The sequence below is a fragment of the Pseudoalteromonas sp. RB2-MNA-CIBAN-0110 genome (genome assembly GCF_040309305.1).
In the GTDB taxonomy this organism is placed as follows: domain Bacteria; phylum Pseudomonadota; class Gammaproteobacteria; order Enterobacterales; family Alteromonadaceae; genus Pseudoalteromonas; species Pseudoalteromonas arctica.
On the sequence record NZ_JBEOOQ010000007.1, the window covers coordinates 99,770 to 126,702 of the forward strand.

Here is a 26,933-nt window from a genome sequence, read left to right on the forward strand (position 1 = left end):
GCACTATTACTAAGCATAAGTAGTTTGCTTAGTAATAGTGTAATAGCTAATCCTAATTCTTCCGTGGAGGATGCTTTAACAACACTACGCGCAATTGAACTAAAGCTAACTAAGCCCGTTGAAGTAATTGATTATAAAAACAAAGAAAATCAGCAACAGCGAATCGCCACAGGCGAGTTATTAATACTTTCGCTTTATTTAAACTCATACTACTTAGGTGAAGTTGCAGCAATTAAAAGCGAGCAAAGTGTACAAGTTAGTTTAAGCGACTTATTTGATATTCTACAATTTGCAATGAATGTTGATGCTAGCAATCGAATTGCTCAAGGTGTTGGAGCAAATCAACAACCTCTTTTTCTAAATGCAGCGGTTACACCCGCTGTATTTACTAGTCCTACACAGAGCTACTTATTAGCAAAAAATCAAATTACCATTGAAGATGATATTTATGTAGATATTCAAAGTTTACATAATGCTTTAAATCTAGAGTTTAATATTGATTACCCAGATTTAGAATTACTTATAAGCTCAGATAGCCCCTTACCGGTTGAACAACAAAGATACAGACAGTCGCGCAACCTTAAATCACCTAACAAAAGATCGCCACCTACGCTGCCATGGAAAGCTAGCCCATATAAAGCGCTATCTTCTCCGGTTGCCGACTTACAACTAAATTTTACCGCGAGCGATGATAGACATTCTACGAACTATTCACTTTTAGGCACTCAAGACTTTGCGTATTTATCTGCAGAGTATTTTTTGTCTGGACGAAGTACTGACTTACTTACCAACTCTAGGTTAACGTTTACAAAGCAAAACTTAGACAAAGAAATAAAAAACAGCTTCATGCCTACTGAAATATCTTTTGGTGATGTTATCGCCACGCAAGTTGGCAATAGCTACAGTAGTCAGTATGCCCGAGGTGTTAAAGTTTCTAATAATGTAACCAATAGAAAAATAGTCAATAATCAAGTTAACTTAAGCGGTGCTATACAGCCAGGTTGGGATGTAGAACTGTACCGTAATGAAATATTAATAGACCAGCAGCTTAGCCTCGCAGATGGGCGTTATATTTTTGATAATATAAACCTATTATTCGGAGCTAATAATTTTGAGCTTATTTTTTATGGGCCTCAAGGTCAAGTTGAGCGTAAAAGTGATTATTACTTTGTGGACGGAAATCAACTTAAGCAGGGACAAGGTAACTATGAATTGTCGGTTACTGAACAAGGCAAGCAATTACTAAATAACAATGTTTCAAGCTCGCAGGGGCAGGGTTGGCAAATTGCGGGTAGATATGAGCAAGGGCTTACAGATAATATATCTGTATACACTGCTACATCAGGTCAAAAAAACACAGATGACGATTTACTTAAGTATGCATTTGGTACCAACATAAGCTTATTTGACCGATTATTATTAAATGCGAATGTTGAAAAAAATAATAACAATGAACAAGAATTTGAATTTACAGCCCGAACTCAAATTGCCGAACAATCACTACTTTTTAGCGCTACAAATCGTACAGACGAACAGCAGCAAGATTTTAACAGCTACCAAATAAATTTAGCTGGTGGGCTAATGAATAATACCTATGGACGCCTTTCTTATCAAAATAACATCCTATATGACGATAGTGATACTAGAGGGCGCTTTAAACAAGTACGCAACCAGTTCAACTACTCATACTCAGGATTTGCACTAAGTAACCAATTGCTGTGGCAACAAGACGATAGCTCTAAGAGTACTTTTGGAACAACACGTTTTCAAAAGCGCTTTGGGAGAACCTACACAAGGTTTGGTATAGATTATAGTATATCGCCAGTAAGTGAGCTTGTTAGTTACGAGGCTGAGTTTAGCCGCAACTTGGGCCGAGATTTACAAGCGGAACTTACTTTAACTGATTCACTTCGTAATAATATTCAATCGGCCGAATTAGGGCTCAATTGGCAAAGCGACAAGTTTAGTTTAACGAGTAACTTAAACTACAACAGTAACGATGATTGGCGGCTCGGCATTTATAGCCGTTTTAGCTTAGGTTTTGATGTTGAACATAATACATATTTTGTCTCTAAGCGCACCTTAACTAACACGGGTAGCTTAATGTTACGCGTATTTTTAGATCAAAATAATAACGGTATTATGGATGATGATGAGCACGGCGTTGCCGGCGTAAAAGTAAAAGGCGTTCACAATTATCGTCAAGCAATTACAGACGAACACGGCGTTGCGCTATTAACTTCAATGCCAGCAAATCGTACAACAGATATAATACTGGATAGAAATAGTTTTGAAGATCCGTTTTTAATACCAGCTAATGAGGGTTTTTCTATTACACCAAGGGCTGGTTTTGTAGAGTATATGGACTTCGCATTAAATAATGCCAGTGAAGTAGAGGGAGTTGTTTATCAACAAAAAGGTGATACAACACAGATCCAACCCTTTGCAAATATAGCGCTGTTGAATGAGAAAGGGGATCAAGTTGCACAAACTCAAGCAGCATATGATGGCTATTACTTATTTACAGACCTTAAACCGGGGCAGTATAAAGCAGTAATTGATGATGAATATAAACAACGCAAGCAGCTAAAAAACACTCAAAATATAACAGTTAATTTATCGCCTCAAGGAGATGTAGTAATGGGCGTTGATTTAACATTAAAGGCGCTCAGTGCAACAACTGGAAGCATTGCCAATGCAGGAAGTTTTAGTTCGTTAAATATCTTAAAAATTTATTACCGTTTAATAGCACCACGAATAGAGCAGCAAGAAGCTTTTTATATGCATGATAAAGCTAAAAATAAATTTATTTTAGCCTTAGCGTACGCAACAAACAGTTCGCCAGAGCTTATTTCTGTATGCGACTCAGTAAAAGCGCAAGGATTAAAGTGTGTTGTTGAAACACATAAAATACTCCATTAAAGGAATTAGGATGAAAAGAGTTCAATGTATATTTTTAATCAGTGCAATGTTGCTAAGTTATGGTTGTGCGAATAATAAAGCAATTGATGGTAGTGCTACTCAGACCAACGTAACTGACGAAAAAAGCTACGTAAAAATAACAAAGCAAGAACTTGAAACTTTAAAAATAAGCTCCCAGCAGTGGCAAAATATGAAGCCAGAACTTGCGCGTTTATTACTTATTGAAGACGACTTAAGCTTACTAATATCGCAACTCAATACAATTGCAAAAGAAAATGAGCAGAAAAATGCACCAGTAATAAAAGCAGAAATCGTTAATACCAACACAATTAATCGCTCCAATTTACAAGTAACAAAACCAGTTGATCCTAAATTTGCTTTACAAGTGCTTTCAATAACGCAAAAAGAACAACTCTCTTTAGCTTTTAGGCAACTTCAAAAAAAGCTTCCTAGCTTACTAGGCGATAATTTTGTGATGAATGTTGAAACAATAAATGTAAAAGGAGTTATGTATAACCGCTTAAAGCTAGGCGCATACATAGACAAAAAAAACGCTATGGGTGACTGTCAAAAATTAAAGAGCCAAAATATAAATTGTTTAGTTAGTTATTACGTAGATCAGCCCTTTACCGCACAATAGCTAAGTCGGCATACAAATTGCTTCATCCTCAGTATGTTTTGAAGAGGATGGCAATTATGCGCCTTTTACTGCCTTTATTATTTTTAAATTTAGCTGCTTGTAACTTGGTGCCGCCGCCAGAACCAAGTGTGCCTACAGATGCACCTAAAGCAGCCATGGCTCCTTTTACGGTTAATGACTATGTAGTTAATTTAACGTCGCAACTTAACCACCTAAACGGAGCATTAAATGCTAATGCACGTGTTGGCGTTAGTAGCTTCTTTTATGCAGATGCACTAGATACAAAATTAGTGACAGGGCAAGCCTCAGGCTTAAGTCAGCAGATCCAAGAAAGTCTGCTTACACAATTTACTCAACTGGGTTATCACACCGTTGAGTACAGACTTGGGAATAACCTCTCTTTATCAGAAAACTCAGACAGTATTTTAAGTCGCGATTTAAGTAAATTACGTAATCGCCAAAATATTGACTTAGTTATCACAGGAACAGTGACTCGTCAGCAGCATGCATACATAGTTAATGCACGACTTGTGAATATAGAAAATAAACAGGTGCTCTCTGCGGGAAGTACCGAGATCCCAATTAATGTAATGTGGGGCAATGAGAAAATTCAGCAGCGTGACGGACTTTTATACCGAAGCGAATACTAATTTGGAGCACAAAATGAAAAACCTATTAATTACATTATGCTTACCACTGGGCTTTGGTTGCTCTCAAATACTAGGCACAATGAATACAGACACCGCAACACCACAAAGTGAGCAAAGCAACCAACTGGTGAGTAACCAACGCGACGTTGCAGCACCTGTTTCTGACGATAACTTATTTCAGTCAGGAATGGCTCCACAAGATAACTACACAAAAGCAACACCGCCAATGCGCAAAAATATTAACCATTATGTGCGCGGCATAATGCAAGACATGGTTGAAAACTTACAGTACGTAAGTGAACAAACACCGTTAGCTGTTTCGAGTTTTATTTTTTTAGATGAAGACTACAACGATGGTAGCTTACTAGGAAACCAAATTGCAGAAAGCTTCATGCATGAATTACACAGCTTTGGTGTACCCGTTATTGATTTTAAAACAACTGATTATATGCGTGTTACCTCAACAGGCGACTTTGTATTTAGTCGCGACTATTTAGAGCTAAATCAAGATCAAAACTTTAAGTATGTACTAGCCGGTACGCTTGTAAACCATCAAGGTGGTGTACTTGTTAATGCACGTATTGTTGGGCTAGAAAGTAAGGCCGTAGTCGGTTCTGCACAAGGGTTTATTCCACAGTCAGTTGTTGATGCGCTTAATAGTAGCTATCGCACTGATGGCATAATGTTAAAACAAGCAAGCAAGTGAGATAATTATGTATAGTAAATTATTTAACCGCTTTATCGTTTTTTTTGCTTTAGCTAATTTAACTGGTTGTGCCTTTACTCAAAATAATGAAAGTGCTGAAATGAATGCATCTTCAACCACACAAGTAAATTATGACTTAGCAAGCATGCTTAAAACAGCCGAGCAAAAATCAACTCAAGATGATGCTAATGGCAATCAATTTACACCACTTCAGCACCATAAAACACTTGCTAACTATGTAGAGCAAATGGCACTTGATTTGGTTGATACGCTTGAGTTTGAAAGTGATACCGACGCCAATATTAATATTGCCGTTACTACCTTGGTCGATCTTGATTCATCGCTTACTAAAAGTAATCAATTAGGTAATCAAATTTCTGAAACGTTAATTCATCAGTTACAAAAGTTTGGTTATGGCGTGGTTGATTTTAAAACCACTCAAACAATAGATGTAAATAGTCGTGGTGATTTTGCTTTTTCGCGCGATATTGAAAAGCTTAGTGAAGATCAAATGGCGAGCCATGTATTAGCGGGTACATTAATTTATCGCAGTGATGCTGTTGTTGTAAATACACGTGTAATTAACGCGCATACAAAAAAAATCGTCGCGAGTAGTCGAAAACTAATCCCAATTTATGTACTAAATAAAGAAGATATATACTTATCAAGCAATTAAGTTCAGTTGTCACTTGATATAAAAAACCAGATGCCGTTATAATTCACACCTCTAAGCACACAGCTTGTTTGTGGCCTCTTAGTTAAATGGATATAACGGCCCCCTCCTAAGGGGCAGTTGCAAGTTCGATTCTTGCAGGGGCTACCAATTAAATCAATGAGTTATATTTTAACCTCCCTCCCTTATACTTTGTGTATAGCGTATATGTAGTAGTGTTGCACTTTTTAATTGAAGGCGTTTAACACTTCTTGCTCACATTTTTCAAGCTCTGTAATCATTGCTTCAAAGTCAGCTTGAATTTGCGTTAGAACGGCTGGTGGATTAAGTCGTTTGATTCTTTTAAATTGAATGCTTTCTTCTTCATCATAGGCGAGTATGGCTAAAGTGATTTTTTCGCGTTCAATACCATTTGAAAATAATCCTTCTGCATCTAATTGCATAAGTACTTTTTCCATTGCTGTAAGCCATTGGTGCCAATTATCCATCGCCTCTATATCTGATTGAAACAAATCAATGCTGTTTTCTAGTTTTTGGCATTCTAGCGTTGTTTCATCAAAGTATTCTGAATAATATTCAAGCGTCAGGTAGTCCTCAGGGTTCCATTTAGCCATGTAAAAGCTACTTACATCGTTGTTGTACTCTGTTTCAAATACTTCTTTTAAATCTGATAAAGTATTAAACATTGGCAGTAATGAGTAGCTACCTGTGTGGTAATAACCCATTACATAAAGATCGTTACCATATTTTTGAATGATGTCTTTAAATGCTTTTTTGGTATCTTGATAAAGTGTTTTTTCGAAGTTTTTAGTATCTAACATGAGGTCATTATTTCTTTTATGATTACAGAAATTTATATGAAAAAGAGAGTGATTAAAACTCACCCTGCAAAAAATAAAATAACCAGAGCTACTACTCTGGTTATTGTAAGTTAATATTAACCATCACTCGTAATTGTATTGATTAACTCACTCAGTACCGCTTCGGCCTTACTTGTTTCTACTTGGCAAGTACCGGCATTTAAGTGGCCACCACCATTATATTTTAAGCACAGCTCGCCAACATTGGTGTTCGAACTGCGGTTAGTGATAGATTTACCAACGGCATACACTACGTTTTGCTTTTTAAGGCCCCACATTTTATGAATCGAGATATTGCAGTCGGGGTACATTGCATAAATAACAAATCGATTTGTGGCGTAAATAGTTTCTTCTTGGGTTAAATCAAGGATCACTAAGTTTTTATGCACGGTAGCGCATTGAGAAATTTGCTCTTTTGCTTTTTCGTTATGCTCGTTATATAAAGCAACACGCTCGGCTACATCTTCCATTTTTAGAATGTCTTGTATGCTCTGATCTTTACACGCATCAATCAGTTTCATCATTAATTGGTAATTTGAAATTTTAAACTCGCGAAAACGGCCAAGTCCTGTACGCGCATCCATAATAAAGTTCATTAATACCCAATCGGTTGGGTTTAATATTTCGTCTTTTGAAAACTGAGCAGCATCGCCTTTATCTACCGCGTCCATCATTTCAACAGAAATATTTGGAAGTTTTTCAGCGCCGCCATAATAGTCATAAACTACGCGAGCAGCTGATGGGGCTTCTGGGTCAATAATATGATTTTTTATGTCGCTTGAGTTACGAACGGTTTCGCTAAGGTGATGATCAAATGCTATATGACAGCCTGCAACGTAGGGGAGGTTGGTCGTAATGTCATTTTCGGTAATGCCTATTTTGCCGTCTTGCATGTCTTTTGGATGAACAAATAAAATATCGTCAATTAGGTCTAAGTCTTTAAGCAATACGGCACACACTAAGCCATCAAAATCGCTGCGAGTGACTAGTCTAAATTTATTATTGGGCATAGCTATTCCATCTTTTTAATTGAATTATCAATTAAGTGTAACAGTTAAATTTTTTTTTGAGAGATCAGCTTAAAAAAATTATAAAAAAAAGCCAAAACGTTAGTTTTGGCTTTTACTTAGCAAGTTTGTATGTGTAGTAAATAGGTTATGCGCCTGGGCCACATTCCATACATGAATTTACAATGTCTGGGCCAAATTTAAGTTTGGCATTTAAGTCGCGAAGGGCGGTACGTAACCCTTCTTCAATTACTGGGTGGTAAAATGGCATATCAAGCATTTCTGGTACGGTCATTTTGTTTTGTACAGCCCATGCTAGTAAGTGAGCGATGTGTTCGGCTTGTGGGCCAATAAATTCTGCACCTAAAAATAAACCTGTACCTTGCTCTGCGTATACTCGCATATGACCTTTGTTTTTAAGCATTACTCGGCTACGACCTTGGTTTTCAAAGCTGACTTCGCCTACTTCAAAACAACCGCATGGGCCTAATCGGTCAGTAATTTGCTTGTAGCTTTCGCCTACCATTGCTATTTGTGGGTCGCTAAATACAGCTGCAATTTTAGCTCTGCGCAGACCTATACGTACATCTGGGAAGCGCCCTGCATTTTGACCTGCAATAGCACCTTGGTCTGATGCTTCGTGTAACAATGGGAGCATGTTACTCGCATCGCCTGCTATAAATATGTTTGACTCACCACACTGCATTGTATGTGTGTCTGCGTGCGGTACGCCGCGTTCATCAAGTTCAATGCCTGTGTTTTCAAGGCCTAGTTTATCTACGTTAGGTACTCGGCCTGTGGCTGCAAGTACGTAGTCAAACTGTTCGGTGTGTTTTTCACCTTGTTTGTCGGTGTAAGTTAGCTGTGCTTTGTCGCCAACTTGCATCATGTCAGATACGTTTGAGTCGGTATCTACAAAAAATTCTTCAGCAAAAACAGTATTTGCGTAGTCTTTTACGACTGGATCTGTAAGTGGGCCAATTGCGCCGCCTACACCAAATAGTTTTACATTTACGCCTAGTCGGCTAAGTGCTTGGCCAATTTCAAGACCTATTACACCAGGGCCAAATACAGCGACTGATTCTGGTAGATCATCCCAATCAAATACGTCGTCGTTTATAATAAGTTTGTCGCCAAAGTTATTAAATACGCCAGGGTACGAAGGGCGTGAACCGGTGGCAATTACAAAGCGTTTTGCTGTAATAATTGTGTGGTCGTCTATTTGTATGCGGTTTGTGTCTAAAAATTTAGCGTAACCACGAATTTTATCACCATCTGGTAATTCATCTACGGCTTCTACTACGAATCCTGCAAAACGATCTCGTTCACTTTTAACGCGTGCCATAACTGCTTTGCCATCAATGATAGGCTTTGAGCTATGAACACCAAATGCAGGTGCCATTTCAATTGCGTGTGCAGCTTCAGCGGCTGCAATCAATAACTTACTTGGCATACAACCAACACGTGCACATGTGGTGCCGTATGGGCCTGATTCGATCATTAATACATTTTGTGTGAACTGTTTAGCATTACGATAAGCACTTAAACCAGCAGTGCCTGCGCCTATAACAACAACATCGGTTTGCAATTCTTTCATAGTATTTTTTCCTCTAATAAATAGGGGCATAAAAGCCCCTATTTTTTACCTACTAACGTTAGGTATTTAATTTACTTATTAATTAAGCAAAGTATTTTTCTAAGTCGTCTGAACCACCGATGTGTTTACCACCAATGAATATTTGTGGAACAGTGTCACGACCAGATACAGCTTTTAGACTTGTTAGTGATGCGCCTGCACCCATAACAATCTCTTCATATGCGAAGCCTTTTTCTGCAAGAAGCTCTTTTGCTTTTTTACAGAAAGGACAGCCAGGTTTAGTAAAGATGCTTACTGGTTCTGGTTTAGCTTGCTTAGGGTTGATGTAATCAAGCATTGTGTCTGCGTCAGATACTTCAAACGGGTCACCTGGTAAATCTGGTTCGATAAACATTTTGTCAATCACGCCATCTTTAACAAGCATAGAGTATCTCCAGCTGCGCTTACCAAAGCCTAGGTCGTTTTTATCTACTAACATGCCCATGCCGTCAGTAAATTCGCCGTTGCCGTCTGGTAATAAAGTAATGTTTTGCGCTTCTTGATGCTCAGCCCATGCGTTCATTACAAAGGTATCGTTTACTGATAAACATACAATTTCGTCAACGCCGTTTTGCTTAAGTACGCCTGCTAATTCGTTGTAACGTGGTAAGTGAGTTGATGAACATGTTGGTGTGAATGCACCTGGTAGTGAAAACACTACAACAGTTTTACCTTTAAAAATGTCATCTGTTGTTACTGATTTCCAATCGTTATTTTGACGAGTTGCAAATGTAACACTTGGGATTGTTTGACCTTCGATATTGTTTAACATAGTTTTTGTTCCTCTTGATTTGTTGATAGCCATTATGGTGAATAATTAAATATAGTTCCAATCGTTTGTTTGTATTAAACTGATAGTTATAAACTATCACGTAGAGCTGAATATGAACTTAAAAGATTTTGAATATGTAAAAGCAATAGCGCAATATAAACATTTTCGCAAAGCTGCCGATGCATGTTTTGTTAGTCAGCCTACATTAAGTGGCCAAGTAAAAAAACTCGAAAATGAGCTTGGCGTTACTCTGTTTGATCGCTCAACCAAGCAAGTTACCTTAACAGCTAAAGGTGAACGTTTGTTGACGCAAATAGAGATTATTTTAGAACAAACGCAAATACTCAAAGAACTTGCTGCTACTTCTAACGAGCCTCTACAAGGTAAATTAACTATTGGTATTATTCCTACCATTGCGCCTTACTTGTTGCCTGCGTTACTAACATCGATGAAAGCGGCATTTATTGATAGCCAGTTTTCGTTTATTGAGATGCAAACAGCAACAATTTTAGAAGCTTTAAACAAGGGTGAACTCGACTTTGCTATTTTAGCCGATGTGCCAGAGCTTATTAATTACCATACGGTTGCTTTATACAAAGAAGATTTTTTAGTGGCGGTATCACACGATAACGCGCTGTCTAAGCATAAAAAAGTAGCGCTGAGCGATCTTCAAGGATGCAGCCTATTAATGTTAAGTGATGGCCATTGCTTTAAAGATCAAGCCCAAAAGTTTTGTTTTTCTGCAGGAGTCGATGTATCTAACCAGTATAAAGGTAATAGTTTAGAAACATTATTAGCGTTAGTGGCTATGGATGACGGTATTACATTTGTACCAAAGTTGGCATGTACCGACCGTGTAGGGATTGATTACTTGCCTATATTCCCTAATCAGCAGCGTAATGTGGTGTTTGCATGCAGAAAGCATTATCCGCATTTATCTGGTGTAGAACAATTGGGCGAGTGGTTATCGGCTCACCCTAATTTAAAAGCTAAATTGAGTAAAAAACTCTAAATATCTTGGCTGATTATTTCTACTACATCGTTAATTTGCACGCCAGGTAGCGGTTTGTCATCAATACTGACTGCTACTGCGGTTTGCTGATAAAGCTGCTCTACGCGAATTTTATTAAGCGTGGTGATGGTGTGCGGCATAACATTACCTGCCGCGTCGGTTAAATAGTTATGGTGCGCAATGCTTAGCATTTGGCCTTTTTTTAACCCATGAGCTTTACCCAAGTTAATAACGATTTTGCTATTTTCCATATGCATTATTTTACCTTGAGTAGGTAAACACGCCATGGCTGCTTGAATGTCATAACTTACTGTTTGGTTGATATCGGTTATGCTTTGCCCATAAGGCGATTGCCAAAATCTATCACTATTAACATCAACTATGGTTGTTTTTTCAAATGGCCAAATTGCTTGAGTATGGTAACTATTTTGCCAAAGTTGCTCATAGGTAGTGCCATCAAATAATACAAATTCAATGTTGTAACTGCGCTCATACGCCTCGTCTTGCCAAAATGCATAATCGTTATTGAGTTTGTCGCTAGTCGAAAGGCTGGTTATTTGGCTAAGCAGAACATATTGAGCGTTACTGCGCGAAGATATTTCTTCTAATTGAGCGTTTGAATAGTCGTGCTGCTGCGAAAAGTATTTATCAACGCTTATTGCATTATTATAGTAAGCAATAGGCACTGCGCTCATTTTTGATTTTTGCAGTGAGGTAAAAATATTTTTGCTAATCGCTTTGCTTACGTCAAATATTTGACCCATTTTAGCGTGTTCACGATGAACAAGTTGGCTTTGTGTAACGGCCACAAACTTATTAAAGCTATTTTGTGGGCATTGCTCTGTTTGAGAAAATATATCGAGTCGTAATGTAATAGCAAATTTATTGTCGTATTTATTTTCGCTGACTAGTTCAATTTTTTGAATCTCGCCGTGGCTGCTAATTTTTAGCTGATCTTGCATTAACACGCCATCTACCAAGGTTTGTACAGAGCTAACCCGTGCGCCAGAGAACACTAGCGCTTGTGTAATCGCATCTTTTATAGCGGCAGATTTAGCTGCGCTCGTATCACCATTTTGAACGTTCGCATGGCCTGTTGATTCATACCACTGCGCTTTAGTAAAAGGGGAGAAAGTTAATAATGCCGTTGCACTTAACCCTGCAAATGCCAATGATAAAAACGACTTCATACTTTTACTCCAATTAAACGTTAGCTATTAACTAGGTAGAGCAAGGACTGTACCAATGTTATTTGGTAATTATTAGTAATGCTATAAATGGCATTAAACGTGCATATGTACTGCTAATTACTATACAAGGGCTAAATGCTATGCGAGCAATTTCATTACTTATTACACTTGGGTGTTTAACCTTAGGTGGTTGTAGCAGCGTTTTTGATAAGCATGTTGAATATAAATATGTAGAGCCAAATAATTACCCCGTTTTAAAAGCGATAGGGTATGCACCTATTAGCTTGCAAAAAGGCGCTAACCTGTCGCAAAAGCAACTTATGGCAATTAAGGCTTCTAAGCTTGAGGCTTACCGCGAGCTTACTGAGCAAGTATATGGGCAAAAAATTACCGCCGGAACAACGGTGGAAGGTTCAATTGCTCAAGACGATTACTTAGAAAGTAAAGTGCAGGGGCTTATTAAAGGTGCACAAATAATTAAAACTTACGCAGTAGATGACACTTACGTGACCGAGCTTGAGCTTAATATGAAGCGTGTGCACGATTTATACATAGGTGAAGTAAAACCACGCGAAGTTAAAAAAGTAACTTATTACTAATCATTAAAAAAGTTATTCAAAATATCTCATCCTCTTATATTGAGTGCTATGCTGTTGTTAGGATTAATTTTTAAGCAGATTGCGTAGTGCTCAACAGATGTATTTTATTGCCACTTATATTAACAGTGGCTCTGTAAATGGCGTTTAAGCCAACTTATTTAAATCCTAAATTATTTATATGGTGCAAAGCCAATTTGCGCTACCTATTACTGTTTTTTGTACTCTCTAGTGGTGTGCTTGCAAGCCGACTAACTATTCAATTTAATACCTTTATTGAGCTGATGGGTCAAAAATATGGACCTGCGCGAGCGGCTGTTGCACGTAACTGGCAAAGTATGTTGGTACAAACTCAAAACAAACCAGAGCAACAACAAATTCTTATTGTTAATGATTTTTTTGCGCGTAATTTACGCTATCAAACTGATATTTTGCTATGGAAACAAAACGATTATTGGGCAACCCCTTTAGAAACGTTAGGCAGAGGCCTAGGTGATTGTGAAGATTACGCAATAGCAAAGTATATAAGCTTGAGAGCCCTAGGGGTGAGTGACGACAAGTTACGCCTTATTTATGTAAAAGCAAAAATTGCGGGCACTAACAAAACGCAAGCACATATGGTGTTAGGTTATTTTGTTACACCAAACGCTCAGCCACTTATTTTAGACAGTTTAATAACAAAGGTTTTACCTGCTGCAAAACGTGTAGATTTAAGCCCTGTTTTTAGCTTTAACAGCCAAGGTTTATGGGCTAATAATTCAACCAAAAGTGTAGCCAGCCCAACAGCAAGACTTTCACGCTGGCGTAAAATTTTGGAGCAGACAACCAAAGAAGGAGTTATGTGGTAATGGCATCATTTTCCTTATCTAAGTATCTTAAAAAACGAAAAATAACACTCAGGCAAGAGCTGTGGATTGCATTATTAATTGTTATTTTTGTAGGCTTTATAAGTAGTGTTTTAATTAGCACTAATTCGGCTAAAAGTTATTTTTCGACCCAGCTGTACTTAAAAAATGTAGATAACGCCAGTTCACTCGCGTTAATGATCAGCCAATTAGACAAAGACCCCGTTGAGCTTGAATTATTAGTATCGGCCACATTTGATACCGGTCACTATAAGCGAATAGAACTACAAAACCCTAATGGTGAGGTGATTGTTAAACGCACGTTTACCGATGAACTCGAAGCGACGGCTCCGCAGTGGTTTAGAGCAATGTATGGATTAAATGTACAGCCAGGGGTTGGGCAAGTAAATAATGGTTGGCAGCAATTTGGTACTTTGTTTATAGAAAGCCATAGTCAATATGCTGAGCAAGCCTTATGGGAAAGTGCGCTTAAACTATTTTTTAGTTTTTTAATTGTCGCTTTTTTTGCTTGTATAGTTAGTGCTTACTTTTTAAGTAGGATATTAAAACCGCTAGATGATGTTGTGTATCAGGCTAATGCATTTGGTGAAAAACGTTTTATTAAATCCACCGTCCCTCGTACATTTGAATTTGCACGTTTAGTGCAATCAATGAACCAGTTATCTACCCGTTTTAGTCGTATTATTAAAGAAGATAATAAACGTTTAGAAGAGCTTAGATTTAAATCGCAACACGATGAGCTAACTGGTTTAGCAAATAGAGAATACTTTGGTGCAACACTTGAGGCTCACTTACAGAAATCGAAAGATCATGCCCATGGTGCCTTGTTTTTATTTAGGGTTGTTAACCTCGATCGCGTAAGTGAGGAAGTGGGACGAGTAGAAATGGTTAATTTTCTACGTCGATTTTCACAGATGTTGGTTAGCTTCTTAGAGAGCAATCAAGAACACTTTTCTGAAAATTACATTGCACGTATTTCTCACAGCGATTTTACCGTTTTATTTAGTGATATTGATGATATTCAAGCAATCAGTGAACGTATTTTATTGATGCATCAATCGTTTGTTGAAGAGTATAAAAACGTTAAGCTAGCGATACCTCACAGCTGTACTTATATTCAAAAAGACGATACGCGATTTGATGTATTAAAGCGTGCGGATGAACTTTTAAAATCATCGGGTAAACAATCTGATGTACAAGCAAAAGTAGCTCAAATCAAGCAAGAAAGTGAGCTGTTTGATAATGCAACTAGCTGGAAAAATGCCATAGAAGAGGCACTCAACAATAATAATTTAGAAATAAATACTTACCCAGTAACGAGCTTTACAGGGCAGGTAATGCAAAATCAATTAGGGTTGAGCCTAAAGCTTGGTGGGCAAGTATACCGTGCTAGTTACTACTACCAGTGGGCTAACCGATTAAAGTTATTAGCGCGTTTAGATTGGGGTTTAATTAAGGCGTTGGTGGCTCATTATAGTATTGAGCCACCAAGTGAACTGATTTCGGTTGAATTATCTGCTCAAACGTTACTTGATGATGCTGCACTTGCTTCGATTCTTACGTACCTTTCGGCGTTTCCTGATTTAGCCTCTAAAATTTGTTTTGATATTCGTGAAAGTATTGCCGTTAGCGAAATTGAGATATTTAAAGATTTTTGTGAGCAGGCTCGATGTATGGGCGCTAAGGTAGCATTAAAACGTGTGGGCCCTGAATTTACTAAAATTAATAAAATTCAGGAATTTGGTCTTGAAATGATTAAGGTTGATAGTGTTTACGGACACAATATTAGTTACAGCCAAGATAACCAAACATTTCTGCGAGGAGTGTGCACGTTAGCGCATTCTATTGGCATTAAAGTGGTGGCTCAAGGTGTAACAAGCCAAGATGATATAGATACGCTTATTAACTTAGGTTTTGATGGGGTTATTAAAGAGTAAGTAATAGGCATTAACGGTGCGGTTAATGCCCTTTTACAACTAACATTAATTGAATACGGTCGCGAACTTTTAGCTTATTAAATATAGAGCTCATATGCTCTTTAATTGTGCGTTCTGTAATATTTAAAGATTCTGCAGCTTGCTTATTAGTTGCACCTGTTACAACAATATCAACTACTTGACGTTCTCGCTTTGTGAGTACATCAAGCTCGCATGTGCTCGCATATTTAAACGGTGTATTTGATAAAGCTCCTACTAAGTTAGATAGTAATTGTCCTGGTAACCATATTCCGCCAGTACAAATTGTCTCAAGTACTTGTTCAATAATTACTTTAGTAGCGAGTGCTTCTACGTACCCCCTAGCTCCTGCTTCAAGCGCACTTCTTAGTTGATTTATTTCTAGCTCGTTAGTCATAACTATAACCAGTAAACGTTGCTGAGAATACTTTTTAACAAGCTCAAGCCAATTAGGTGTGCCGGCTAAAACCCAAATAATACTTGATGCCGTGACTCTGTGTGGTTCTTTTGTGAATATCAAACAACCAGGAAACGCTGTATGCCAGTGTTTCGATTCAAATTCAGGCTGTGTAATAAAAATACTTTGGCGCATTACTTCTCCATTTATAAAATGTTTTAACGCTCTGTCATTGCTTGCGATGTAGCTCTAAGAACCGGTTTTAAAATATACTCAAGTACGGTTTTTTTACCGGTAATAATATCCACTTGAGTGGTCATTCCTGGAATAATAGTCAGCTCTTTTGAAAAATTATTTTTGGTGGTTTTTAGCTGCACCAAATAAAAGGTATTCTCGCGGTCATCTGTAATTGTATCGGCACTTATATGTAATACTTCGGCTTCAAGGCCACCATATACGGCAAAGTCGTAGGCACTAAATTTTATCATTGCAGATTGCCCAGGGCGTAAAAATGCAATGTCTTTAGGCGGGATTTTTGCCTCTACTACAAGTTGATCGTCAAGCGGGACAATTTCCATAACATCACTACCTGGCTGTAAAATACCGCCAACAGTATTAACTAATAATCGTTGTACAGTGCCTTTAACAGGAGAGCGTATTTCAGTTTGAGTTACTTTATCGGCTAAGCCAGATTCAGTTTCTTTAATTGAATCTAGTCGCAGTAGCGCTTCGGAGAGTTCATTGTTCCAGCGGTTAATCATAACGAGCTCAACTTCGGTTACCTTATTTTTAGCTTCGTTAATGGCCGAAAGACTCCTATTTATAACTGCTTTGGTTCTGTTTATCTCGCCGTTTAAATCAACTATTTGACGCTCTAAACGAATAATATCTATATCCGAAATAGCACCGGTGCGTAACAATGGGCGGGTCACTTTAAGCTCCCTGTTTGTTAAGCGTAGCGCGCTGGTATGTTGCTGAAGTGCCGCTTTTGCTTCAATATAATCTTGGTGTCGCTGCTCTAGTTGGCGTTTGTGTATACTTACCTGTTGCTTCAACTCTTGGCTGTTACTCAAATAAAGAGAGCGTTCGTGTTGAACCACCTGAGGTGCATTTTTTATAACATCTTCGTTAAATACGAGCTCCTTTTTTTGAGTGAGCGCTCTGAGCCTCGCAACTTTTGCACTTAACGATTCAACCTTGGATTGATTTTCTCTAAAGCTAGAAATAAAGCGGGTAGGGTCTATTTTAATGAGTACATCCCCCTCGTTTACTATTTGGCCTTCTCGGACATTTATTTTTTCGACCATACCGCCGTCATAAGATTGAATAAGCTGTAATTTATTAGAGGGAATAACACGGCCCTCGCCACGAGCAACTTCATCCAAATTAGCAAAGCCAGACCACACAACAAGGCATATAAACGTTAAACAAATTAGATAAAGTAGTAACCTAGCGCTTGCTGGTTCCTGCTGCATTTTTTCCCACTGTGCATCTACTACCCAGTCTTGAGTATTTGGCGGTGAAATCCATCCTTTAAATAGTTTATTAAATACGGATGGCTTACCTTGTTTTCTTGCTTCTATTGCTTTGCTAACAGATTCAAAAGAGCGTTGTTCAAGTGGTTTTTTGTTATCACTCATGAGGCTTGCTCCACGGTTTTATTATTTAACGCCGCAATTACTTTTTGTTTTGGTCCATCAGCAACTACTTTTCCGTTATCTAAAACTATAATACGGTCAACAAGCTCGAGTAATGATGAGCGATGAGTCACTACAATTAGGGTTTTATCTTTAGAATAATTTTTTAAATTGTTAATAATTTTACTTTCACTATTGTGATCTAGCGATGAAGTTGGCTCATCTAGTAATAGTATTGGTGGGTCATTAATTATGGCTCTTGCCATACCTACTGCTTGGCGTTGTCCTCCTGATAATTGGCGGCCTTGCTCGCCTACTTGTAGATCAAATCCGTCTGGGTGCGAATTAATTAAATCAAATAATTGGCTTCGCTCACAGGCTTCAATAATTTGCTCGTCTTTGGCATGCCAAGCGCTTATCGTAAGGTTGTCTTTTAAGGTCCCATAAAACAGGGCAACGGTTTGCGGTACATAACCAATATTATGGCGAAGCTCTGCAGGGTCAATTTGATGTATATCGTTATTGTCCATCAAAATTGCTCCTGAACAGGGTTCATATAGCCCTAAGATAAGCTTTTCTAATGTACTTTTACCTGAGCCATTACGTCCTAAAATTGCAACTTTTTCACCAGCTTTAATTTTAAAGCTAACGCCGTTGAGTGCATTATGAGATTCGTCAGAGTATTTAAAACATACATCTTTAAATTCTATATCGCCCTTTAAAATAGGGTGGCTTAACCAATGCTTACCAGGTGGGCGCTCGACCTCTTTTTCCATAATCTCATTTAGTGACTGCATTGCTATTGCGGCATGATGATATTGCGCTAAAACAGCGGCTGACTGCCCAATAGGGCCCATAGCACGAGATGATAATAAGTAGGCTGCAATTAATCCGCCTTGAGTTAGCTCACCTTCAATAACGAGGTGTACGCCTATTATCATTATTATCACGCCTACACATTGCTGTATCCACGATGCTGTATTTGATATGGAGCTTGAAACGAGTCGGCTTTGTGCGTTTACTTGCGCAATGTAAATGGTCGACTTTTCCCATACAGATTGTGTTTTACACTCTGAGTGAAAGCTTTTTACATCTTCAATGTTGGTTAAACTTTCTACTAATACTGCATTTCGCATTGAGCTTGCTTTCATTGTTTGCTCTGAAAGAGCTTCAAGTTTGCGGTGTGCGGCTATAGCGTAAGCTAATAATATAAGTGCGCCCGCTATAATGGGTAAACTTAGAGGTACGCCAATAATGGCGATAACAATTAAATATAAAACTACGAATGGTAAGTCGACTAATGCGACAAGCGTTATGGAGCTAAAAAAGTTACGTACAGCTTCAAATGATTGAATATTGCTAGCAAAGGAGCCAGCTGATGATGGACGGTTTTTTAGTTTCATACCTAATACCCGCTCCATAATTACAGCCGATACTTTTACATCTATTCTGCTTGCAGCAAGCTCTACAAAATAGCCTCTTACTAAGCGCAAAACAAAGTCAGCAGTGAGTGCTATTAAAATACCAATGGCAAGTACCCAAAGGGTTTCTGTTGCATGGTTAGGCACTACGCGGTCATATACGTTCATTACAAATAAAGGCATAGCAACCGACAAAAAGCCCAACGCAATAGCTGAAATGATTACGTCTTTATAAAGTGAGCGGCACTCTTTAATTACTCCCCAAAACCATCCGTCTTTTGATAGTTTTTCAAGTACGGGTGTTCGCTCATCAAATGCAAATTCTGGTTGTGCATAAATAATTAAACCAACACTGTTGCCTGCTAATTCATCAATGCTTTGTTCGATAACTGATTCGGTAAGCTCTGGGTAAATTACACTCACCAACTGCTTATCGTAATCAATAGAATTAATAACACAGGCTTGATTGTCTTTTAAAATTAAGATGGCAGGTAGCAGTGCTGTATTAATTTTTTGTAGTGGCTTATTAACTACTTTCGATTTAAAGCCAATGCGCTTAGCTGCGCGCGAAAAACCTGATGGAGTAAGATTTCCATCAGTTAGAGGAAGTCCATTTAATAGTGCTTCTCTTGAAAACTCTTTATCATGATGGCGACATAAAACTGCTAGGCAGTCAACGAGTATGCCACCATGATCAAGTACATCGTTTAATTCCATAAACCATCCAATGTTATGTAGAACTGCATGCGGTTGTTACTACTAAACCTAAACTCGAGAAATAAATTTAGCTTAAATATTTCAAGCCGAGTTTAGGTTATTTACATAACGTTAATTGACTTAGCTATCAGTAATTACAGCTTCGATACGTCGATTCGCAGCATTTGCTCTTACTGATATTTTGTTTACTCGAGGTTGATCAATACCGTACCCGAACGATTTAACACGTTTTGGTTTTATATCGAATTGTTTAATTAGAATTTCAGCAACGGCAAACGCACGTTTTTCAGATAGTTTGCGGTTATATGTTCGATCTCCATCTAGAGAAGCATGACCTTGTATTTCAACCTGCTTATTTGGGTTTTCTTTTAAAAAATCTGCAAGCCGACTAATTTCTTGAATATATTGAGACCTTACATCGCTTGAGTCAGCAGAAAAAGGGATACCAATCTCTATATTCGAGGTTGATGCGCTATAAATTGTACAGCCAGATAAATCAACATTAGTTGACAGCGGCGTACTCGGACAAGTGTCTTGCTCGTTTGGTACGCCGTCACCATCATCATCTAAAAAGCTACTTGGTGTAGTGTCGGTTTCCAACGGTATATCTAAGTACCTTGGCATAGCGGTTACACTCATGTAGGCATTATCTTGCTTCGCTTTTTTTTGTAGAAATGCCTTGCGGCTAAAGGTGGTTGCTACATCGTAACTCGGACAAATATTTTGTGCGTTATGCACAATAGGATCGTCAGTTAGCTCTTTTAATGTAGGGTATTTACCTGACATTACGTCAAGTGCTGGCAATAATTTCCCCATTTCTTTTAGCATAGTTAAAATAGCCGATTGGCGGTCGTATAGCGCAACTATGTATGAACGTGTTGATTGGAACGATTCGTTTTCGGCATCAAGTACGTCTAGTAGAGTTCGTTGGCCTATATCAAATTGATCTTTATATGCAATTTTAACTTTAGTTGATGATTCGCGGTGTTGATTAAGCGCTGGCAACTTTTGCTCTAGTATAGTGACGTTGTAGTAGGCAATTTGCAGACTTTGACGAATATCAATACAGGCTTGATCTCGTTGATATTTTGCAATGTTTATATCTTGATAAGCTTGTTCTAAATTAGCGCTATCAAGACCACCGTTATACAAGTTATAACTAATATCTATGCCGACTCGCGCTTCTGTTCTGGTTTCATTTTGACCAAGCTCATCTCTATCTTGGCTACCGTAGCGGGCAGATAAATCTACGTTAGGATGAAAGGCCGCTTTTTGTGCTTTGGCGTTCGCCTTTTGCGCTTCAATATTATACAAAGAGGCATAAAATGAAGGGCTGTTTTTGTAGGCGACGTCTAGCGCTTGGTTAACCGAAATTGGTATATTGTTTTCATCAAGGTCAGCTTGCTTTATATCGTTCATAGGTAGCTCACCTACAACTCTTAGGTAGCGAGCGCTTACATCATGTAAATTTGAGTACTCCGTTAATACATTAGATTGCGCTAGAGATAAACGTCCACTAATTTGTTCTAAATCGGCAGCGCGCGCTACACCGGCGCTTACGCTTTGTTCTATTTGTTGGTATACAGACTCGTGCTCTTGTAAATTAGCTTCTGCAAGTTGTACTAACTCTTTGAATTTTTGTACGTCAAGTAGTGCAATCGAGGCTTCAAGTGCTGTTTGTTCTGTTTGAGAAATAAGCTCAAAGTACCTAATAAGTTGAATACGTTTAAAACGGTCAACTGTATTAGATGTTCTAAAACCGTCATAAAGCATTTGAGTAACGCTTAATTCGGCTGTATTACGGTTATATTCTTCTTCAATACCGTAATTTCTTCTTTCATATCCTGCACTTGCTGATACATCAACACTTGGTAAATAACCTGAACGGGCAGCATCCACTCCATAAATAGAAGATTTAAAAGCATGCCATGCTTCTTGTACTTCAGGATTGTTTTCAATCGCTTTACTTGAGACGTATGTAAGTGGCATTGCTGATTGTTCGTTTGCATGCACGTAGTTTGATAAAGTTACGGCTGTAATCGCTAATCCGATTAACATAGTCCCTTGATGCTTTTTAAAAGTGTTTTTTATAATCATTTCTTCCTCTTAGATCCTGTTAAGACCGAAAATACTCTTTTAAATATTTAGTAAAGGAGTGCTAATTTTGCAAGTAATCTTTTCGGGTAGCATGAAAAAAAATTTCTACCACTTTTTTGTTGATTTTTTATTTTTGAATTTTTCTTCTAAACCTGTACTTGAGTCCAGTATCTATGTGCTTTTTTTGTTCTACCTTTAATTTATTAGATTGTTATTTTAAAAAGTTTGAGGGTACCTAAATGGAAGCAAATCAACTTGTAGTTATTGATATTCAGGGTTCGGCGGGTGTTGTGTTGGATGATGGATCAATAAGAGCGTTAAACGTTGGTGACATTATTACCGTAGGTGATTTAGTTGTTACTGCTATTAAGTCGTCGTTACAAATAGATGTGCAAGGTGAAACCTTATCTATACCCGCAAATCAAAAGGTAAAAATAACACCAGACCTATTAGCTAAAGAAGCAAGAGACTCTAGCGAAACAACTGTTTTTGATGAAAGTTTAGATGAAGCAATCGCAAGCTTAGATTTAGGTACAGAACAAGACTCATCAACGGCGGCTAATTCAGATGTAACAGATTTTTTAGATGCATTAGAGGGTGATGGGGACATTTTAGATAATTTAGAGGCAACAGCCGCTGGTGGCGGTAATGCAGCTGGTGCAGATGGAGGTAGTTCGTTTGTACAGTTAACCCGAATTTCTGAAAGTGTTGATCCTAGTAGTGTTACTTTTGATTCTTCTTTTGATCAAAGCGCTACTGAAGCTTTTAATTTAAGAGATACCTCTGATGGTATTGTGCCTGACGCAACTTCGGCTTCTATTTCACTTAATGAGCTGGGCGTTACTAATTCATCACAACCAACAATTACCGGTACGAGTGAAAACTTAATTGGCGAAACGGTTAATGTAACGGTAACTGATGTTGATGGAAATTCTCAAGTAGTTAGTGTTGTGATTGGCCCTGATGGTACCTTTGAAATAACCCTACCAACTCCAGTTGCGGATGGTCCTGTGACCGTTGTTGTTGAGGCGACAGATCCTGTTGGCACCCCTATAAACGACACTATTTCTATAGAAATTGATACAACACCTCCGCTTATTGCTATTGATCCTGTTGCCGATTCTGCTTCGCAAACAGTGACAATAACAGGGACTGTATCTGGGTTGAACACTGGTGATAATGTGTCGGTCACGTTAACGGATAGTGCAGGTACGGTACAAACAATTGTTACTCAGGTTGATGCACTAGGAAATTGGGTTATTACTACTACCTCACCTTTATCTGAAGGAGAGTTTAACGTAAGCGCAGTGGTGATTGATGCCGCTGGAAATCAAGCTGTAGATCAAGCTTTAGCGAATGTAGATTTAACTGCTCCGGTAATCACAGTAAATGTAACTGATGAAACAAATAACGCAACACCACCACTTTTTGGAACAACAAATGGTGTTCCTGAAGGCACGCAAGTAACAATTACTGTTACAGATAGTGCAGGACAAATACAAACATTAACAGCGGTTACTCAAGCCGATGGAAGCTGGAGTGTAGAAGTTGGGACTCCTTTACCTGAAGGTGATTTTACTGTTGATGCACAAGTAAGCGACAGTGTAGGAAACTTAGCATTAGCAAGTGATTCAGGAGTAGTTGATTTAACGGCGCCTACGGTACAAATTAATAATATTAACGACACTCAAGACACCACGCCAACTATTACAGGTAACGCGCAAGATGTACCTGCTGGCTCTATTATTAGTGTGGTTATTACCGATTTTAATGGTCAAACTCAAACATTATTAACCCAAACTAACGCTGATGGTGATTGGTCTGTTGACGTAACTACGCCATTGGCTGAAGGGCAGTTTGAGGTTGATGCAAGTGTAAGCGATGCTGCAGGTAATCAAGCCCAAGCAAATAACCAAGGTGTTGTTGATTTAACAAATCCAGATATTACCGTTACTGCAATTGCTGATACTAACGATACTACACCAACATTTGTAGGTAGGGTAGAAGACGCTCCAGCGGGCTCTGTAATTACAGTATTAATAACCGATATAAACGGTAGCGTACAAACTTTAACTACTTTATTAAATGAAGATGGTACATGGAGTGTAGATGCTAATGAAATCTTGCCAGGTGGTGAGTTTACAGCAACTGCGTCAGTAACCGATGCTGCGGGTAATGAGGCTACTGCGCAAACAAACGGCGAAATAACGTTTGCTCCTATTTCAATTCAAATCGATGCAATTGCTAATACTAACGATACCACTCCATTTTTAAGTGGTAACACCGGTAATGTGCCTGCAGGTACTACCATTACTTTAACTATTACGGCAAGCGATGGCAGTACATTTACATTACTAGCAGTGACGCAAGCAGATGGTTCATGGACTGCACAAGTAACAACCCCTCTGCCTGAGGGCGACTTTACTGTAGTTGCAGCGGTTATAGATGACTCGGGCAATGAAGCGCAAGCAAGTGCAGTAGGTAATGTTGATTTAACTGTAAGCATTAATTTTATTATTGATACTAACGATACAACACCAACAATTAGCGGCTCTACCCAAGATGTAGAGCCTGGTGCGTTAGTAACCGTTACATTTACAGGAAGCGATGGCGTAGCAGAAACCGTGCAAGTAGTTACAGGTGCTGACGGAAGTTGGTCTGTTGAGGCAAGTAATGAATTGGTTGAAGGTCAGTTTAGTGTAATTGCTACAGTGACTGATGCTGCAGGTAATACAGCTTCTGCAAGTGAAACTGGAGAGATTGATTTAACCGATCCTGCAATCACGATTAATCCTATTGAGGATACGAATGATGTAACCCCATCTGTAAGCGGTAATGTAATTGATGTACCTGCAGGGACCGAAGTTACATTAGTAATAACTGACAGTGAAGGTAATGAACAAACACTTACAACAACTACAAATACAGATGGTACATATACAGCGGATATTATTGCAGATCTCAGTGAAGGTGATTTCACAGTAACAGCAAGTGTTAGCGACACTGCAGGCAATAGCAGTACGGCAACTGTTACAGGTACGGTCGATTTAACCGCACCGAGTGTCACTATCAACAATATTGCTGATACAAACGATACAACACCTGTTCTTACCGGCTCTACCCAAGGATTAGCATCGGGCAGTGAAGTAACTTTAATTGTTACCGATAGCCTAGGGGCTGAGCAACAGTTAGTGACTACTATAAGTGCGGATGGTACTTGGAGTATTGAGGTTCCAACTGCTTTAAGCGAGGGGGATTTTACCGTAACTGCTAATGTATCTGATAATGCGGGTAACGCAGCTCAAGATTCACAATTAGGCTCAGTTGATACCACCCCTCCTTTAGTTGCAATAAATGACTTTGCTGATTCAAACGACACAACACCTATATTTAGTGGAACAACGAGTGATGTAGCACCGGGTAGCCTTGTTAGTATTTTAGTTACTGATGCAAATGGTGAGTCTCAAACATTGACGGCGGTTGTGTCAGAAGATGGAACTTGGCAAGTTGGTGCAACTCAAGCTGTTGCTGAAGGCGACTTTACAATTACGGCAACAGTAACAGACGCTGCAGGTAATGAAGCAAGCGATACCGGTACTGGAACAATTGATTTATCAGCTCCAATTATAGCAATTAATGTAATCCCAGATAGCGCCGATACTACTCCAACAATATCAGGTTCCGTACAAAATGTGCCAGCTGGAACAACGGTTACGTTAATATTGACGGATGCTGGTGGTAATACACAAACAATTACAACACAAACGCTAGCTGATGGTAGCTGGACAGCTGATGCTATTAATGAGTTAGTTGAAGGTGACTTTAGCGTTAATGCCATCGTTAGCGATGAAGCAGGTAACCAAAGTGAAACTTCAGCACAAGGAACTATCGATAATACCGCACCAACTATTACGATTGATGCACTCGCTGATAGTAACGATACAACACCGACAATTTCTGGCACTGTAACAGGCGAGCCAGAGGGCACCGTTGTTACTATTACCGTGACCGATGAAGCAGGTAACCCACAAACCATCACCACAGAAGTACAAGCCGATGGCACCTTTAGTATTGATGTACCAAATGAATTAAGTGAAGGTGAGTTTACTGTTGAAGTATCGGTTACCGATACAGCAGGTAATGAAACTACCGCAACAACAACGGGAGAAGTCGATACTGCCGCGCCAACGGTTATGATTGACCCAGTAGGTGATACTAACGACACCACCCCAACTATTTCAGGCACCGCAACAGGTGAGCCAGAAGGCACGGTTGTTACTATTACCGTGACTGATGAAGCCGGTAACCCACAAACTATCACTACAGAAGTACTCGCTGATGGCACCTTTAGTGTTGATGTGCCGAACGAATTAAGTGAAGGTGAATTTACTGTTGAGGTATCGGTTACAGATACTGCGGGCAATGAAACCACAGCAACTACGACTGGCGAGGTTGATACTTTAGCACCGGTGATCACGATAGATGCACTGGCTGATAGTAACGACACCACCCCAACTATTTCAGGCACCGCAACGGGGGAGCCAGAAGGCACGATTGTTACTATTACAGTAACTGATGACGCTGGTAACCCACAAATAATCACCACTGAAGTGCAAGCCGATGGTACCTTTAGTGTTGATGTACCAAATGAATTAAGTGAAGGCGAATTTACCGTTGAAGTATCGGTTACCGATACCGCAGGTAATGAAACCACAGCAACAACAACAGGAGAAGTCGATACTACCGCGCCAACAGTTATTATTGACCCCGTAGGTGATACTAACAACCCCACCCCAACTATTTCAGGCACCGCAACGGGTGAGCCAGAAGGCACATTAGTTACAATTACGGTAACTGATGAAGCAGGTAATCCACAAATAATCACCACTGAAGTACAAGCCGATGGCACCTTTAGTGTGGATGTACCAAATGAATTAAGTGAAGGCGAATTTACTGTTGAAGTATCGGTTACCGATACCGCAGGTAATGAAACCACAGCAACTACGACTGGAGAAGTTGATACTTCAGCACCGGTGATCACGATAGATGCACTGGCTGATAGTAACGACACCACCCCAACTATTTCAGGCACTGCAACGGGGGAGCCAGAGGGCACGGTTGTTACTATTACAGTTACTGATGAAGCAGGTAACCCACAAATCATTACCACTGAAGTACA

Annotated in this window: 19 protein-coding genes and 1 tRNA gene; 11 read left to right on the forward strand and 9 right to left on the reverse strand. The window is 39.0% G+C overall.

Annotated features, from left to right (window positions below; all coding sequences use genetic code 11):
- The first annotated feature begins 24 nt into the window (after positions 1-24).
- The 6 genes from AAEY68_RS06055 to AAEY68_RS06080 all read left to right on the forward strand — a co-directional run bounded on the left by AAEY68_RS06055 (position 25) and on the right by AAEY68_RS06080 (position 5,741).
- Entirely contained in the window at positions 25-2,922 is a 2,898-nt protein-coding gene (locus AAEY68_RS06055) for a hypothetical protein (protein WP_350585675.1), read from the forward strand.
- A gap of 10 nt (positions 2,923-2,932) precedes the next feature.
- On the forward strand, positions 2,933-3,562 hold the full coding sequence (locus AAEY68_RS06060) for an SPOR domain-containing protein (protein WP_197160393.1): 630 nt from the start codon (positions 2,933-2,935) through the stop codon (positions 3,560-3,562).
- A 56-nt stretch (positions 3,563-3,618) separates the two neighbouring features.
- Positions 3,619-4,212, forward strand: coding sequence for a FlgO family outer membrane protein (locus tag AAEY68_RS06065; protein WP_007583140.1), 594 nt, complete (start codon positions 3,619-3,621; stop codon positions 4,210-4,212).
- A 13-nt stretch (positions 4,213-4,225) separates the two neighbouring features.
- A complete protein-coding gene (locus AAEY68_RS06070) occupies positions 4,226-4,918 on the forward strand; it encodes a FlgO family outer membrane protein (RefSeq protein WP_024589981.1) in 693 nt (230 codons plus the stop codon).
- A 7-nt stretch (positions 4,919-4,925) separates the two neighbouring features.
- The gene (locus tag AAEY68_RS06075) at positions 4,926-5,594 is read left to right on the forward strand and encodes a FlgO family outer membrane protein (protein WP_165727548.1); all 669 of its coding nucleotides are present in this window, start codon (positions 4,926-4,928) and stop codon (positions 5,592-5,594) included.
- Between the two features lie 72 nt (positions 5,595-5,666).
- Positions 5,667-5,741, forward strand: a tRNA-Arg gene (locus AAEY68_RS06080).
- A 77-nt stretch (positions 5,742-5,818) separates the two neighbouring features.
- On the opposite strand, the gene AAEY68_RS06085 is transcribed toward AAEY68_RS06080, so the two are convergent.
- From AAEY68_RS06085 to AAEY68_RS06100, 4 genes are all read right to left on the reverse strand, one after another.
- Entirely contained in the window at positions 5,819-6,412 is a 594-nt protein-coding gene (locus AAEY68_RS06085; protein WP_350585676.1) for a DUF4303 domain-containing protein, read from the reverse strand.
- A gap of 116 nt (positions 6,413-6,528) precedes the next feature.
- On the reverse strand, positions 6,529-7,461 hold the full coding sequence (locus tag AAEY68_RS06090) for a DHH family phosphoesterase (RefSeq protein ID WP_165740789.1): 933 nt from the start codon (positions 7,459-7,461) through the stop codon (positions 6,529-6,531).
- Positions 7,462-7,606: 145 nt separating this feature from the next.
- Positions 7,607-9,055 (reverse strand): dihydrolipoyl dehydrogenase, encoded by a 1,449-nt coding sequence (locus AAEY68_RS06095; RefSeq protein ID WP_039484710.1) that lies wholly within the window; start codon positions 9,053-9,055, stop codon positions 7,607-7,609.
- An 82-nt stretch (positions 9,056-9,137) separates the two neighbouring features.
- Entirely contained in the window at positions 9,138-9,866 is a 729-nt protein-coding gene (locus tag AAEY68_RS06100) for a glutathione peroxidase (protein WP_010553231.1), read from the reverse strand.
- A gap of 112 nt (positions 9,867-9,978) precedes the next feature.
- Here AAEY68_RS06100 and AAEY68_RS06105 point away from each other — a divergent pair, with 112 nt between their 5' ends.
- Positions 9,979-10,878, forward strand: coding sequence for a LysR substrate-binding domain-containing protein (locus tag AAEY68_RS06105; protein ID WP_010553232.1), 900 nt, complete (start codon positions 9,979-9,981; stop codon positions 10,876-10,878).
- On the opposite strand, the gene AAEY68_RS06110 is transcribed toward AAEY68_RS06105, so the two are convergent.
- Positions 10,875-12,068, reverse strand: a complete 1,194-nt coding sequence (locus AAEY68_RS06110) for a flagellar assembly protein FlgT (protein ID WP_350585677.1) — start codon at positions 12,066-12,068, stop codon at positions 10,875-10,877. The genes AAEY68_RS06105 and AAEY68_RS06110 overlap by 4 nt on opposite strands.
- 140 nt (positions 12,069-12,208) lie before the next feature.
- Here AAEY68_RS06110 and AAEY68_RS06115 point away from each other — a divergent pair, with 140 nt between their 5' ends.
- The 3 genes from AAEY68_RS06115 (at position 12,209) to AAEY68_RS06125 (ending at position 15,467) form a co-directional block, all read left to right on the forward strand.
- A complete protein-coding gene (locus AAEY68_RS06115; protein ID WP_024593173.1) occupies positions 12,209-12,667 on the forward strand; it encodes an LPP20 family lipoprotein in 459 nt (152 codons plus the stop codon).
- 137 nt (positions 12,668-12,804) lie between these two features.
- Positions 12,805-13,512: a transglutaminase-like cysteine peptidase gene (locus AAEY68_RS06120; protein WP_101217122.1), complete on the forward strand. Its 708-nt coding sequence runs from the start codon at positions 12,805-12,807 to the stop codon at positions 13,510-13,512.
- Positions 13,512-15,467, forward strand: a complete 1,956-nt coding sequence (locus AAEY68_RS06125) for a bifunctional diguanylate cyclase/phosphodiesterase (RefSeq protein WP_350585679.1) — start codon at positions 13,512-13,514, stop codon at positions 15,465-15,467. The genes AAEY68_RS06120 and AAEY68_RS06125 overlap by 1 nt, the downstream gene beginning before the upstream one ends.
- 22 nt (positions 15,468-15,489) lie before the next feature.
- Here AAEY68_RS06125 and AAEY68_RS06130 read toward each other — a convergent pair whose 3' ends face one another.
- The 4 genes from AAEY68_RS06130 to AAEY68_RS06145 all read right to left on the reverse strand — a co-directional run bounded on the left by AAEY68_RS06130 (position 15,490) and on the right by AAEY68_RS06145 (position 21,754).
- Positions 15,490-16,077, reverse strand: coding sequence for a response regulator transcription factor (locus AAEY68_RS06130; protein ID WP_010553236.1), 588 nt, complete (start codon positions 16,075-16,077; stop codon positions 15,490-15,492).
- 23 nt (positions 16,078-16,100) lie between these two features.
- Positions 16,101-17,522 (reverse strand): HlyD family type I secretion periplasmic adaptor subunit, encoded by a 1,422-nt coding sequence (locus tag AAEY68_RS06135; RefSeq protein WP_350585681.1) that lies wholly within the window; start codon positions 17,520-17,522, stop codon positions 16,101-16,103.
- Entirely contained in the window at positions 17,519-19,657 is a 2,139-nt protein-coding gene (locus AAEY68_RS06140; protein ID WP_024593177.1) for a type I secretion system permease/ATPase, read from the reverse strand. The genes AAEY68_RS06135 and AAEY68_RS06140 overlap by 4 nt, the downstream gene beginning before the upstream one ends.
- 120 nt (positions 19,658-19,777) lie before the next feature.
- Positions 19,778-21,754: a TolC family outer membrane protein gene (locus AAEY68_RS06145; protein WP_350585683.1), complete on the reverse strand. Its 1,977-nt coding sequence runs from the start codon at positions 21,752-21,754 to the stop codon at positions 19,778-19,780.
- Between the two features lie 239 nt (positions 21,755-21,993).
- Here AAEY68_RS06145 and AAEY68_RS06150 point away from each other — a divergent pair.
- Positions 21,994-26,933, forward strand: a 4,940-nt coding sequence (locus AAEY68_RS06150; RefSeq protein ID WP_350585684.1) for a beta strand repeat-containing protein, incomplete at its 3' end; no start/stop codon positions are given.

Excerpts from the sequence above, each read along its gene's own strand:
- AAEY68_RS06060 (WP_197160393.1), top strand. The coding sequence starts at position 2,933 with ATGAAAAGAGTTCAATGTATATTTTTAATCAGTGCAATGTTGCTAAGT.
- AAEY68_RS06065 (WP_007583140.1), top strand. The coding sequence starts at position 3,619 with ATGCGCCTTTTACTGCCTTTATTATTTTTAAATTTAGCTGCTTGTAAC.
- AAEY68_RS06070 (WP_024589981.1), top strand. The coding sequence starts at position 4,226 with ATGAAAAACCTATTAATTACATTATGCTTACCACTGGGCTTTGGTTGC.
- AAEY68_RS06075 (WP_165727548.1), top strand. The coding sequence starts at position 4,926 with ATGTATAGTAAATTATTTAACCGCTTTATCGTTTTTTTTGCTTTAGCT.
- AAEY68_RS06085 (WP_350585676.1), bottom strand. The coding sequence starts at position 6,412 with ATGTTAGATACTAAAAACTTCGAAAAAACACTTTATCAAGATACCAAA.
- AAEY68_RS06090 (WP_165740789.1), bottom strand. The coding sequence starts at position 7,461 with ATGCCCAATAATAAATTTAGACTAGTCACTCGCAGCGATTTTGATGGC.
- AAEY68_RS06095 (WP_039484710.1), bottom strand. The coding sequence starts at position 9,055 with ATGAAAGAATTGCAAACCGATGTTGTTGTTATAGGCGCAGGCACTGCT.
- AAEY68_RS06100 (WP_010553231.1), bottom strand. The coding sequence starts at position 9,866 with ATGTTAAACAATATCGAAGGTCAAACAATCCCAAGTGTTACATTTGCA.
- AAEY68_RS06105 (WP_010553232.1), top strand. The coding sequence starts at position 9,979 with ATGAACTTAAAAGATTTTGAATATGTAAAAGCAATAGCGCAATATAAA.
- AAEY68_RS06110 (WP_350585677.1), bottom strand. The coding sequence starts at position 12,068 with ATGAAGTCGTTTTTATCATTGGCATTTGCAGGGTTAAGTGCAACGGCA.
- AAEY68_RS06115 (WP_024593173.1), top strand. The coding sequence starts at position 12,209 with ATGCGAGCAATTTCATTACTTATTACACTTGGGTGTTTAACCTTAGGT.
- AAEY68_RS06120 (WP_101217122.1), top strand. The coding sequence starts at position 12,805 with ATGGCGTTTAAGCCAACTTATTTAAATCCTAAATTATTTATATGGTGC.
- AAEY68_RS06125 (WP_350585679.1), top strand. The coding sequence starts at position 13,512 with ATGGCATCATTTTCCTTATCTAAGTATCTTAAAAAACGAAAAATAACA.
- AAEY68_RS06130 (WP_010553236.1), bottom strand. The coding sequence starts at position 16,077 with ATGCGCCAAAGTATTTTTATTACACAGCCTGAATTTGAATCGAAACAC.
- AAEY68_RS06135 (WP_350585681.1), bottom strand. The coding sequence starts at position 17,522 with ATGAGTGATAACAAAAAACCACTTGAACAACGCTCTTTTGAATCTGTT.
- AAEY68_RS06140 (WP_024593177.1), bottom strand. The coding sequence starts at position 19,657 with ATGGAATTAAACGATGTACTTGATCATGGTGGCATACTCGTTGACTGC.
- AAEY68_RS06145 (WP_350585683.1), bottom strand. The coding sequence starts at position 21,754 with ATGATTATAAAAAACACTTTTAAAAAGCATCAAGGGACTATGTTAATC.